Annotated in this window: 10 protein-coding genes; 7 read left to right on the top strand and 3 right to left on the bottom strand. The window is 68.7% G+C overall.

All coding sequences use genetic code 11. The features are described from left to right. The first annotated feature begins 137 nt into the window (after window positions 1–137). Window positions 138–1247 carry a glycoside hydrolase family 19 protein gene (locus AB0M67_RS14035; protein ID WP_365745800.1) on the top strand — a complete coding sequence of 370 codons (1110 nt, stop codon included), beginning with the start codon at window positions 138–140 and terminating at the stop codon, window positions 1245–1247. A 176-nt stretch (window positions 1248–1423) separates the two neighbouring features. Here the strand turns inward: AB0M67_RS14035 and AB0M67_RS14030 are convergent, their stop codons facing one another. Both AB0M67_RS14030 and AB0M67_RS14025 read right to left on the bottom strand, forming a co-directional pair. Beyond that, entirely contained in the window at window positions 1424–2461 is a 1038-nt protein-coding gene (locus AB0M67_RS14030) for an alcohol dehydrogenase catalytic domain-containing protein (protein ID WP_365745595.1), read from the bottom strand. A 56-nt stretch (window positions 2462–2517) separates the two neighbouring features. Next, window positions 2518–2922 carry a cupin domain-containing protein gene (locus AB0M67_RS14025; RefSeq protein ID WP_365745594.1) on the bottom strand — a complete coding sequence of 135 codons (405 nt, stop codon included), beginning with the start codon at window positions 2920–2922 and terminating at the stop codon, window positions 2518–2520. 175 nt (window positions 2923–3097) lie between these two features. On the opposite strand from AB0M67_RS14025, the gene AB0M67_RS14020 reads away from it, so the two are divergent. After that, window positions 3098–3964 carry a helix-turn-helix transcriptional regulator gene (locus AB0M67_RS14020; RefSeq protein ID WP_365745593.1) on the top strand — a complete coding sequence of 289 codons (867 nt, stop codon included), beginning with the start codon at window positions 3098–3100 and terminating at the stop codon, window positions 3962–3964. A gap of 35 nt (window positions 3965–3999) precedes the next feature. Here AB0M67_RS14020 and AB0M67_RS14015 read toward each other — a convergent pair whose 3' ends face one another. Next, entirely contained in the window at window positions 4000–6132 is a 2133-nt protein-coding gene (locus tag AB0M67_RS14015) for an alpha-galactosidase (protein WP_365745592.1), read from the bottom strand. 179 nt (window positions 6133–6311) lie between these two features. Between AB0M67_RS14015 and AB0M67_RS14010 the strand changes: the two genes are divergently transcribed. The 5 genes from AB0M67_RS14010 (at window position 6312) to AB0M67_RS13990 (ending at window position 12729) form a co-directional block, all read left to right on the top strand. Then, on the top strand, window positions 6312–7487 hold the full coding sequence (locus AB0M67_RS14010) for an ROK family transcriptional regulator (RefSeq protein ID WP_365745591.1): 1176 nt from the start codon (window positions 6312–6314) through the stop codon (window positions 7485–7487). An 8-nt stretch (window positions 7488–7495) separates the two neighbouring features. Continuing rightward, complete coding sequence (locus AB0M67_RS14005) at window positions 7496–8809, top strand: ABC transporter substrate-binding protein (RefSeq protein ID WP_365745590.1); 1314 nt, start codon at window positions 7496–7498, stop codon at window positions 8807–8809. A gap of 21 nt (window positions 8810–8830) precedes the next feature. Continuing rightward, window positions 8831–9775, top strand: coding sequence for a sugar ABC transporter permease (locus tag AB0M67_RS14000; RefSeq protein WP_365745589.1), 945 nt, complete (start codon window positions 8831–8833; stop codon window positions 9773–9775). Continuing rightward, window positions 9772–10695, top strand: coding sequence for a carbohydrate ABC transporter permease (locus tag AB0M67_RS13995; RefSeq protein ID WP_365745588.1), 924 nt, complete (start codon window positions 9772–9774; stop codon window positions 10693–10695). Before AB0M67_RS14000 ends, AB0M67_RS13995 begins: the two co-directional genes overlap by 4 nt. A gap of 141 nt (window positions 10696–10836) precedes the next feature. Beyond that, window positions 10837–12729, top strand: a complete 1893-nt coding sequence (locus AB0M67_RS13990; RefSeq protein WP_365745587.1) for a carbohydrate-binding protein — start codon at window positions 10837–10839, stop codon at window positions 12727–12729. The last annotated feature ends 130 nt before the right edge of the window (window positions 12730–12859 follow it).

Genomic DNA, 12859 nt, shown 5'->3' with positions numbered 1-12859 from the left:
GACGCGCGCTTCGCTCACACCTTGAATCAAGTAGTGAACTCCCCTGCCGTATCCCCGATTTGTGCGCGCCTCGTGAAAGGTATGACATGGGCATGAGAATTCACTGGAGACGCGTGGTCGCCCGGCGGCGCGGCTCCATGACCCGCAGGGCGGCCTACGCCGCCATCGGCTCCCTCATCGTGGGCCTGCTGAGCGTGCTCCCCGCGTCCCCCGCCGCGGCGGCCACCGGCCAGATCAGCGGACTGGCGGGCAAGTGCGTCGACGTGGCGGGCGCTTCGAGTGCCAACGGCACCGCCGTGCAGTTGTACGACTGCAACGGCTCCGGCGCCCAGCAATGGAGCGTCAACGCGGACGGCACCATCCGGGCTCTCGGCAAGTGTCTCGACGTCACCGGCAATTCGACCGCCAACGGGGCCGTGCTCCAGCTGTGGGACTGCAGCGGCGGCGCCAATCAGCGGTGGGTCGTGACCGCCGCGCGGGACATCGTCAGCGTCGCCGCCGACAAGTGCGCCGATGTCACGGGCAACAACTCGGCCAACGGCACCCGGTTGCAGATCTGGACCTGCACCGGCGCCGCGAACCAGAAGTGGTCGGCCCCGGCCACCGGCGGCGGCAACCCGAGTCCGGGCGGATTCGTGGTCTCCGAGGCCCAGTTCAACCAGATGTTCCCGGGCCGGAACCCCTTCTACACCTACAGCGGGCTGACCGCCGCGCTCGGCGCCTACCCCGCCTTCGCCAAGACGGGCAGTGACACCGTCCAGCGGCAGGAGGCCGCCGCCTTCCTCGCCAATGTCAACCATGAGACCGGCGGCCTGGTCCATGTCGTGGAGCAGAACACCGCCAACTACCCGCACTACTGCGACTGGGGCCAGCCCTACGGCTGCCCGGCGGGCCAGGCCGCGTACTACGGCCGCGGTCCGATCCAGCTCAGCTGGAACTTCAACTACAAGGCGGCCGGGGACGCGCTCGGCATCGATCTGCTCAACAACCCCTGGCTCGTGCAGAACGACTCGGCCGTGGCCTGGAAGACCGCCCTGTGGTACTGGAACACCCAGTCCGGCCCCGGCACCATGACCCCGCACAACGCCATGGTCAACCAGCGCGGCTTCGGCGAGACCATCCGCAGCATCAACGGTTCCCTGGAGTGCGACGGGCGCAACCCCGCCCAGGTCCAGAGCCGGGTCGACGCCTACCAGCGCTTCATCTCGATCCTCGGCACCACTCCGGGCGGCAATCTCTACTGCTGACCCCGGGGATACCCCTGGCCTCGGGATACCACTGGCCTCGGGGATGCCACTGGCCTCGGGGGCAGGATCCCTCGGCCCGATGAGGATCTCGGGGGCCGTCCGGCCACGGGCCGGGCGGCCCCCGTCGCTTCGGCCGGCGCGTACCGCCGGCTCGGCGGACCGCTCGTCGTGCGCGGTCAGGGACGGACGAGGACCTTCAGAGCCTCACGGTTGTCCATGGCCCGGTAGCCGTCGGGCACCTCGTCCAGGCCGACGGTACGGTCGAAGACCCGGCCCGGCTCGACCGTACCGTCGAGGACGTCGGGCAGCAGCTCCTCCAAGTAGGCGCGCACCGGGGCCGGGCCGCCGTTGAGAGTGATGTTGGGGCCGAACAGGCTGCCGAACCCGATCGGCGCCTCCTCGTACTGCGGCACACCGACACGGCTGATCACACCGCCCGGGCGCACCACACCGACCGCCATCTCGTACGCGCTCATGTAGCCGACGGCCTCAAGCACCGTGTGCGTACCGTCACCGCCGGTGAGGTCCCGCACCTTCGCGATGCCTTCCTCGCCGCGCTCGGCGACCACATCGGTGGCGCCGAAGTCGCGTCCGAGGTCGGTGCGGTCCTTGTGCCGGCCCATGAGGATGATCCGCTCCGCGCCCAGCCGCCTGGCGGACAGCACGGCCATCAGCCCGACGGCGCCGTCACCGATCACGGTCACCGTGGTGCGCGGATTCACCCGGGCCATCCTCGCCGCGTGGTAACCGGTGCCGTACACGTCGGACAGGGTCAGCAGGGACGGCAGCAAGGCGGAGTCCTCGCCGACGGGCAGCTTCACCAGCGTGCCCTGGGCCTGCGGGACACGTATCGCCTCGGCCTGTCCGCCGCCGATACCGCCCGCGGCCCAGAACCCGCCGTGGCGGCAGGAGGTGTGCAGGCCCTCGCGGCAGAAGTCACACGTGTTGTCGGCCCACGCGAAGGGGGCGACGACGAGATCACCGCGCTTCAGCCCGGAGACGTCGGAGCCCAGTTCCTCGATCACACCGAGGAACTCATGGCCCATCGGCGTTCCCTCCTCGGAGGCCGGAATGTTGTGGTACGGGTGCAGGTCACTGCCGCAGATACACGCGCGCACGATGCGCACGATCGCGTCGGTGGGCTGCCGCAGCACGGGGTCGGGCGCGTTCTCCACCCGCACATCGCCGGGTCCGTACATGAACGTGGCTCGCATGAGGCACCTTCCCTAGTGGTGGCGTTCCATTGGTTTCGCTGGTCGCGGGCGCGCGGTCAGGCCCGCGGGCAGTGGTATTCGTCGTCCGTGACGTGCTCTCCCCACTGGGTCTCCGGGCCTTCGTCGCCGCGTCCTTCCCACAGCGCGATATGGACCATGAAGTGGGCCGGGGCGGCGCCGTGCCAGTGCCACTCGCCCGGCGGGGTGTGGACGGTGTCGCCGGGGCGCATCACGACGACCTCGCCGCCGCGGGACTGCACCAGCCCGATGCCGTCCATGACATGCAGCGTCTGCCCCACGGCGTGCGTGTGCCAGGCGGTACGGGCGCGGGGCGCGAAGCGCACCGTGTTCGCCCGCATACGGGACGGCTCCTGGCCTGCGTAGATGACGTCGAACCACACGTCACCGGTGAACATCTCCTCCGGACCCTTGGTCGAAGGTCTCTTCGGCAGCTTTTCCATGCCGGTCACTCCTTGCGTCATGCTGTGCCACCGACTTCTCGCGCCGGCCACACCATCAAGGCTCGCATTCCCGCATCCGCCCGCAAAGGGGAGACTTCCCTCCCTGGGACAGGTTCCGTCCTGGGAGAAAACTGTCCCCCTCACACAAGGGTCGGCCGGTGCGACACTGGTGCCCATGAACCGCGACGCACACCGCAATGAGCTGGGGGAATTCCTCAGGGCCCGGCGTGCCGAGCTCAGCCCCCGCGCGGTGGGGCTGCCCGACAGCGGTACACCGAGGCGGGTGCCCGGTCTGCGCCGGGAGGAGGTGGCCCGGCTGGCCGCGATCAGCACCGACTTCTATACCCGTCTGGAACAGGGACGCATCCAGGCGTCCTCGTCCGCACTGGCCTCCCTCGCCCGGGTCCTGCGGCTGAACGACGACCAGCGCGACTATCTCTTCGGCCTGGCGGGAAAGGACCGGAACCGGCCCCGGCGGCGCACGCTGCAGAAAGTCCAGCCGCAATTGCAGCGGCTTCTCGATGACCTCACCGCGACACCGGCCATTGTCATGGGACGCCGTATGGATGTTCTCGCGTGGAACGCGCTCGCCGCCGCCCTGGTCACCGATTTCTGCCGGATCCCGGAAAAGCAGCGCAATTATGTACGCCTGGTCTTCACCGACCCCGCCATGAGGACGCTGTACAGCGACTGGGAGACCGTCGCGCGCACCTGCGCCGCCCAGCTGCGCATGGAAGCCGCCAAGTATCCCGACGACCCGCGGCTGACCGCGCTGGTGGGCGAACTGTCCGTCCAGGACCCGCGGTTCCGCCAGTGGTGGGCCGCCCACCACGTCGCGACCCTGAGTGTGGGCACCAAGAGGCTCCATCACCCCGTCGCCGGCGACCTCACCCTCGACTGGGACACCCTGACCGCGAGCACGGACCCCGACCAGCAGCTCGTCATCTGGACCGCCGAGCCGGGCACCCCCTCCCACGACGGACTGCGCATCCTGGCCTCATGGGCCGCGGACCACCCGATGCCCGCCTCGGACAGCCCCTGACTCGGCGCCGCCGGCCCCGGCTCCCGCGCCGTCTCCTATGCCTCCTCGTCCACCCTGATCAGATGCAGGGACGTACTCGACCAGTCCCCGGCCGGCAGGTCGGGCGTGATCCCGTAACCGGTCAGTACCGACGCGTGACATACGGCGCCGGTACGGGTGTCCCGGTAGCGCGCGGCCGGGTCAAGACCGGCGAGCCTGAGGGCGGGGCGCGGTGTGCCATGGCGCGGGGCCCGCTGCCAGACCAGCACGAACGCCTCCCGCCGGTCCGCGGTGGTGTACTGCACGGCGGACGGCGCGTCGTCGACCGGACCGCGCAGCCGGTGCAGGGTGCCGTGCTGCACGATATGGCGGACTCTCTTGTACTCCGCCACCCACTCGGCGCCCTCGGCGCGTTCCGCCGCCGTCCAGCGCGCGAGATCGCCACCGACGGCCAGCACCCCCGCCATCGCGACATGGAACCGGTAACGCAGTGGCACCGAGCGGCCGGTGAGCTGGTTGGGCACATCCGTCACCCAGGCCGCCATCGTCCGTGCCGGGTAGATCTGGCCGAATCCGTGCTGGATCGAGACCCGGTCGGCCGCGTCGGTGTTGTCGGACGGCCACGCCTGGTCCGTACGGGAGAGGATGGCCAGGTCGACCCGGCCGCCACCGCCGCTGCACGTCTCGATCCGCAGTCCCGGGTGGTCCGCGCGCAGCCGGTCGACGACCTCGTACAGATGGTGTGTGTACCGCGTCCACAACACATCCTCGCCGTCCGCGCGGCCGGGCCAGCCGGCCTCGCTGAAGGCGCGGTTCATGTCCCACTTGAGGAAGTCGATCCCGTTCTCCGCGACCAGCCGGGTCAGCCAGCCGTACGCCCACTCGGCGACATCGTCCCGGGCGAAGTTGAGCACGAGCTGGTTGCGCAGCTCGGTGCGGGTGCGGTGCGGGAAGTGCAGTACCCAGTCCGGGTGCGCGCGGTAGAGATCGCTGTCCGGGTTGACCATTTCGGGCTCCACCCAGAGACCGAAACGCATACCGAGCCGGTGGACCTCCTCGATCAGCGGGGTGAGCCCGCCGGGGAAGCCCTTGGCCGCGGGCACCCAGTCGCCCAGTCCGGCCGTGTCGTCGCGGCGTCCGCCGTACCAGCCGTCGTCGACGACGTAGAGCTCCACACCGAGCTCCGCGGCCCGCGCCGCGAGCGCCTTCTGCCCGGCCTCGTCCACCTCGAAGCCGGTGGCCTCCCAGGAGTTGAACAGTACGGGGCGCAACTCCTCGGGGTGCGGCAGCACATGGGCCAGGATGTACGCGTGCCAGGCGCGGCTGGCCGCGCCGAAGCCGCCGTCCGTGTACACCGCCGCGTAGCGCGGGGTCGCGTACTCCTCGCCGGGACCGAGCGGAACTGACGTACCGTCATGTCCGGCTCCGCCGGTGAAGGCCGTACGTCCGTCGGGGGTGCGCTGCACGGTGACGTGCCAGCTTCCGCTCCAGGCCAGGGCCGCGCTCCACACCTCGCCCCGGTCCTCGGTGGCGTCGCCGGCGTCCAGCATCAGCCAGGGGTTCGCATGATGGCTGGTGATGCCGCGCCGGCTGGTGAGCACGGTCTCGCCGTGCGGTACCGGCTCCCGGTGGAGCACGCCCTCCGCGGACCACCGTCCGGTGACATGGCTGATCCGGTAGTCGTCGCGCGGGGGCAGCGTCCAGGCCGCGGAGTCCGCGCGGGGCAGCGAGACCGGTTCCCGGCCGGTGTTGCGCAGCACGGTCCAGCGCTCGATGACATCGGTGTCCTCGTGGACGCGGTAGTGCAATGTGACCGTCAGCGGGTAGTGGCGATCACGGAACTCCAAGGCCAGCTCGGCCGTCCCGGGCGCCGGCGCGCTGGTGCGGTGGCCCACCGGCCGCCACTCGAAGGCGCGCGTACCGTCGGCGAACCGTACCCGCAGGGAGGGCGCCCCGTACCGGGCCCCGCCGTCGACGGGCAACTCCTCGCCGGCCGCCGGACGGCCCTCGAAACTGCTGATCTCCACGGCCGGCGGAGGTACGAGTTCCGTGGCCGCCGCGAGGGTCAGCGGCGGTCCCCACGCGAGGTGGCAGGGCGCTCCCGTGTCATCGATCCGCAGCGCGTACGACGTGCGCGCGGTGGAGAGCAGCCAGACCCCGGAGGCCGGGGCGAAGGAGATCAGAGACATTGATCCTCGCGTTCGATTAGCGCCACAGGAGAGGTGAGCAGCCAACCTCTCCTTCGATCAGCTGTCAACACCCGCACTGGATCTGGCTTTTACAGGTTGTCAGCACCATCAGAAGGTCCTTCACATGAAGTCTGTTTCTTTCATTGACAGCAGAAAAGAATCACCCTAGCTTTCCGGCCATGCGCTCAACCACTCCTCATGAGGCGGTCCCGGCGACGACGCCGGCCGCTTCCCTGGTCTTCACGACCGTGCTGTCCCACGGCCCGCTCACCCGGGCCGAGATCGGGCGGCGGGCCCGGCTGTCCCCGGCCGCGGTCACCAAGGCGGTGCGCCCGCTGATGGAGGTCGGGTATCTGGTCGAAGGGGTGGACGAAGGCGCGCCGCCCGCTCTCGGTCGTCCGGCCAACCTGGTACGGGTCGACGCGGGCAGAGCGCTGTTCATCGGGATCAAGGTAACCGGCGACGAGATCATCGCCGTCCTGGCCGATCTGTGCTGCCATATCCGGGTCGCCCGGCACGTACGGCTCACGGACCGTGAGCCCGCGGCGGTACTCCCCGCCCTCACCGCGCTGGTGCGCGAACTGCTCCTGGAGGCCGATGGCTTCGGTGTACAGGTGCGGGGGCTCGGCATCGCCGTCTCGGGTGATGTGGACCGTACGGACGGTGTGGTGCGCTACTCGCCGTTCCTGGAGTGGCGGGACATCCCGCTCGCCGGGATCGTCGGCACCGCGACCGGTCTGCTGGTCACGGTCGACAACGACGTACGGGCGCTGACGGTCGCCGAGCAGTGGTTCGGGGCCGGGGTCGGGCTCTCCGACTTCGCCCTGGTGACCGTGGGCGCCGGTATCGGCTGTGGCCTGGTGGTCCATGGACGGGTGGTGTCGGGCGCGCACGGCGTGGCCGGCGAGATCGGACATCTGTCCATCGACCCGCTCGGTCCGCCCTGCCACTGCGGCAACAACGGATGTGTCGAGGCCATCGCGGCCGATCCGGCGATCCTGCGCGGGGTCCGGGAGGCCACGGGCAGGCCCGTGGCCACCGCGGCCGAGGCGCTGGAACTGGCCCACGGCGGGGACCCCGGGGTCCGGGAGGTCTACGCGCGGGCCGGCGAGGCCATCGGCAGGGCCATCGGCTCGGTGGTCAATGTCCTCGGTCCGGAACGGGTGATCATCTCCGGCGAGGGCCTGGCCGCGTACGACTTGTTCGCCGAGGGCATCCGCGACGCGTTCGCCGCGTCCGCCTTCGGCACCGCCGCGCAGTGCGACGTGATGACACGTCCGCTGCCCTTCGAGGAGTGGGCGCGCGGGGCCGCGGCCACCGCGATCCAGTCCTTCATCGGATCCGACACGCAATAGGAGTAGCGATGACGCTGCAGAGCCGCACCCCCCGGACCCCCGCTGGTCCACACCGCAGAAGGGTGGTCCAGGGGCTGTTCGGTGTCGGGGCCGCAGCCCTGGCCATGCCCGCCCTCGCCGCCTGCGGCGGAGGGCCCGCGTCCGACCCGAAGACGGTGACCTTCGGCTCGAACGGCGCGGACGCCACACCGAAGAAGGCGTACGCCGCGGTGACGGACGCCTTCGAGAAGGACAGCAAGCTCACTGTCAGGACGAACACGGTCGACCACGACACGTTCCAGAAGAGCATCTCCACCTACCTCCAGGGCACCCCGGACGATGTCTTCACCTGGTTCGCGGGCTACCGCATGCAGTACTTCGCCAAGAAGGGCCTCGCGAGCCCCATCGACGAGGTGTGGGAGACGATAGGCGCCGGCTACAGCGACGCCGCCAAGCAACTCTCCAAGGGGGAGGACGGCAAGTACTACTTCGTCCCGCTGTACAACTACCCGTGGGCCGTCTTCTACCGAAAGAGTGTCTTCCAGCGGTACGGCTACGAGATCCCCGTGACCTGGAGTCAGTTCACGGCGCTGGCCAAGCAGATGAGGAAGGACGGTCTCTCCCCCATCGCGTCCGGCTACGGCGGCGGTGACATCTGGAGCATCCTCGGTGCCTTCGACTATCTCAATCTGCGCGCCAACGGCTATGACTTCCATATGTCCCTGATGCGGGGTCAGGTCTCCTGGACCGACAAGCGCACCGCCAGGACCATCGACCTGTGGCGCGAGCTCACCCCGTACTACCAGAAGGGCGCGGGCGGCCGTTCCTGGCAGGACGCCGCGCAGTCGCTGCTCGACAAGAAGTCCGGCATGGCGATCATCGGTCTCTTCCTGGGACAGCAGGTCACCGACGAATCCCTGCGCTCCGACATCGACTTCTTCCCGTTCCCCGAGATCGACCCGGCGTACGGTCAGGACGCGGTCGAGGCGCCCACCGACGGCTTCATGCTCAGCCGCAAGCCGAAGAACCCGGACGCCGCGCGCGAGTTCCTCGAATTCCTCGGCGGCGCCAAGGCCGAGAACCTCTACATGGGCGTCGACCCGAGCAATGTCGCCGTCAACTCCGCCGCCACCACCGGCTCGTACAACGCGCTCCAGAAGAAGTCCGCCGAACTCATCGCCGGTGCCAAGCACATCACCCAGTTCGGGGACCGCGACAGCGATCCGGGATTCATCTCCACGGTGGTCGAGCCCGGCTTCACCGAGTGGCTGAACCACCCCGACGACGGTTCGGCCCTGCTGAAGAAGATCGAGTCGCAGCGCTCGCGCTTCTTCACGGCCTGATCCCACCGGAGAGGTTCCACCATGTCCTCCGTGCGTACCGCGCCCCGGTCCCCGTCGCGCGCGCAGTCCCGTCCTCGCCGGCTCGGTCCTGGTGACCGCCTCTTTCTGTCGGTGGTCGTCGGCATCCCGCTGATCGCCCTGCTGGTCTTCGTGTGGCTGCCGGCGCTGGCCTCCATCGGTCTGTCCTTCACCAGTTGGGACGGTCTGAGCCTGTCCGACATCCACTGGGTCGGACTGGACAACTACCACCAGATCTTCACCAATTACCCGCCGTTCTGGCCGGCCGTGCAGCACAACGTGATCTGGCTGCTGTTCACGGTGCTGCTGCCCGCTCCGTTCGGGGTCTTCCTCGCCTACCAGCTGGACCGCAAGATCCGCTTCACCCGGATCTACCAGACGGCCATCTTCATGCCGATGGTGCTGTCCCTGGCGGTCGTCGGCTTCATGTGGGAGATCATCTACAACCCGGACAACGGACTGCTGAACGGGGTGATCGGCGCCGTGTCCTCCGGTCACCACATCGACTGGCTGGGCAATCCCGACCTCAACCTCTGGGCCGTACTGGTCGCCTCCGGCTGGCGGCACGCCGGCTACATCATGATTCTCTATCTGGCGGGCCTCAAGGGCTTCGACCCGGCGCTCAAGGAGGCCGCCGCGCTCGACGGTGCCAATGGACGCCAGACCTTCCTGCGGGTGGTGCTGCCGGCCATGAAGCCGGTCAACATCATCGTGGTGGTCGTCACCGTCATGGAGTCCCTGCGCGCCTTCGACATCGTCTACGTACTCGGCGGCGGGACCGGCAGCAAGCCCGGCATGGAGCTGCTGTCCCTCCTCATCACCGACAACATCATCGGTGAGTCCAGCCATATCGGATACGGGTCCGCCCTCGCGGTCATCCTGCTCCTCGTCTCCCTCGCGGCGATCGGGGCGTTCCTCTTCCAGACCTTCCGCAAGGAGGACCAGTGACCGCGACCGTCACGCCGCCGGCCCCCCGGTCACACCCCCCGCTTCCGCGTACCACCGAGGCTCCCCGGGGGCCGAAGCGGCAGACCGGACGGCACCTCATGCTCAGCGGCATCGCGCTGCTGTGGCTCGTTCCGCTGCTGTGGGCCGTCTACACCTCCCTGCGGCCCTACTCCGACACCACGAAGCACGGCTATCTGTCCTGGCCGCGCGACATCGGTCTGCAGAACTTCGCGGACGCGTGGAGCCAGTCCGGGATGCCGCGCTTCTTCTGGAACTCGGTGCTCATCACCATTCCCGCGGTCCTCGGTACCCTGCTGTTCGCCGCGGCGGTGGCCTTCTTCGTCTCGCGGTTCGACTTCCGCTGGAACATCGCGCTGCTGATCCTCTTCACCGCGGGGAACCTGATCCCCGCACAGGTGCTGATCACACCGCTGTACCGGCTGTATCTGCTGGTACCGCTGCCGCCGTGGATGAGCGACTCGCTGCTCGTCTACAACTCGCTCTGGGGCATCATCTTCATTCATATCGCCTACCAGTGCGGCTTCTGCGTCTTCGTACTCAGCAACTACATGAAGACGATCCCGAAGGAGATCTTCGAAGCCGCTCTGGTCGACGGCGCTCCGGTGTGGCGCCAGTTCTTCCAGATCGTGCTGCCGCTGTGCCGGCCGGCGTTCGCGGCGCTCGCGACGCTGGAATCCATCTGGATCTACAACGACTTCTTCTGGTCCCTCGCGCTGATCGAGACCGGTGACAAGCGTCCGATCACCTCGGCCCTGGCCAATCTGGAAGGCCAGTACTTCACCAATCCGAACCTCATCGCGGCGGGCGCCCTGCTGACCGCGATCCCGACCCTGCTGGTCTACTTCGCGCTCCAGCGCCAGTTCATCAGCGGGCTCACCATCGGCTCGGGCAAGGGCTGAGCCGCGGCCCGACGTACCGCCCACCCGCTCTCCCGACCGGCACCGTGAGCGGCAGGCCGACCCCGACCGTCAGGCACGCACGTCCCCTGCCCGGTTCCACCCGCGCGATCCCCGTGACCCGACAACAGGAGGTGCGACCCCATGCGGTCATCCTCGTACCCCGCCCCGCCGGCAGCCCGGACGGGCTCCCCGCGCCGGACCATGAGAGCCATGCTGGTCCTGGCCGTCACCGCCGGACTCGCCACGGCCGTTCCCGCCGCCGAGGCCACGTCTCCCACCCGGGACACGGCGGCCTCGTCCGTGGCCGAGGCCGTCGATGCCGCCCATGCCGTCGATGCCGCCGATGCCGCCGGCGTCGCCGACATCGCCGCCAAGCCGTATATGGGCTGGTCCAGTTGGAGCATGCAGTCCTCCAAGTACCCGGGGCTGAACCCGGACGGCGACTACAGCTATCTCACCGAGGCGAATGTCCTGAAGCAGACGGACGCCCTCGCCGCCAAGCTCAAGAAGTACGGGTACGACCACGTCAACCTCGACGCCGGCTGGTGGCGCGACAACGACTGGAAGCCCGGGTTCGACCAGTACGGGCGGCAGACGAACGACCCGGTGAGGTTCCCCCGCGGCATGAAGCCGGTCGCGGACCATATCCATGCCAAGGGCCTGAAGGCGGGCATCTATCTGCCCGTCGGCCTGGAGAAGGAGGCGTACGGCGAGGGCAAGGTGCCGATCTGGAACGCCCCGGGCTGCACCACCGCCGATATCGTCCACTCGGACCTGCGGACCACCAACGGCTGGGACAGCTCCTACAAGCTGGACTTCACCGACCCGTGCGCACAGAAGTACATCGACTCGCAGGCCCAGTTGTTCGCCGACTGGGGTTATGACTTCCTCAAGCTGGACGGCGTCGGTCCCGGCTCGTTCAAGTCCGGTGACAACTACAACAATGTGGCCGATGTCGCCGCCTGGCAGAAGGCCATCGCCGCCACCGGGCGCCCGATCCACCTCCAGCTCTCCTGGTCGCTCGACATCGGCCACGCCGCCGACTGGAAGCGGTACTCCAACGGCTGGCGCATCGACACCGACATCGAGTGTTACTGCAACACGCTGGTCACCTGGGAGAACTCGGTCAACGACCGATGGGACGACGCCCCCGCGTGGAGCGACAAGGCGGGTCCAGGAGGCTGGAACGACTTCGACGCGATCGATGTCGGCAACGGCGAGATGGACGGTCTGACCAAGGCCGAACGGCAGAGCTATATGACCCTGTGGGCCATCAGCAAGTCGCCCCTGTACACCGGTGACGACCTCACCAGATTGGACAGTTACGGTGTCTCGCTGCTGACCAACCGGGAAGTCATCGCCGTCGACCAGAGCGACTCGCCCGTGGCACGCCCGGTCACCCCGATGGGCGACCAGCAGGTCTGGGGCACCAAGAACTCCGACGGCAGCTACACCGTCGCCCTGTTCAACCTCGGCGACTCCCCGGCCTCCGTCACGGCCCACTGGGCATCCTTCGGGTTCACCGGCAACGCCTCCGTGCGCGATCTGTGGAACAAGGAGAACCTCGGGCCCCACAAGAACAAGATCACCGCGGCGCTGCCCGCACACGGCTCACGGCTGTTCACGGTCAGGCCCGGCGGCGAGACCCTGCCCACCACCGGTTACGAGGCCGAGTCCACGGCCAACACACTGACGGGCAACGCCTCCCTCGCCGGATGCGACGCCTGCTCCGGTGGCCAGAAGGTCGGCAACCTCTACACCGGTGGCAAGCTGACGTTCAACGACATCACCGTGAGGAAGGACGGGATCTACACCGTCCGGGTCGGCTATGTCAGCGGCGACGCCCGTTCGGTGACCGTCTCCTCCAACAGCGGTAACGGAAGCAGCCTGAAGTTCCCCTCCACCGGCGACTGGGGCACCGCGAAGACCGTCAGTGTCCAGCTCGCCCTGAAGGCGGGCTCCAACACCATCACGTTCGACAGCGGCAGCGGATACGCGCCCGATCTCGACAGGATCGACGTACCGCGCTCCTGAGGTACCCCCGCGGGGCCCGGTGACAGCGCCCCGGGCCCCGTGCCGGCCCCCGCGGTGCCCATGGCCGGCCCCCGCACACCACCAAGTGATCCCCCGACATCACACCGACGGTCCGCAGCCGCCGTTCCCG

Origin of the sequence: Streptomyces sp. NPDC051662, from assembly GCF_040681655.1 — a bacterium.
Classification (GTDB): domain Bacteria; phylum Actinomycetota; class Actinomycetes; order Streptomycetales; family Streptomycetaceae; genus Streptomyces.
This window is presented reverse-complemented; position numbering and strand designations above follow the sequence as displayed.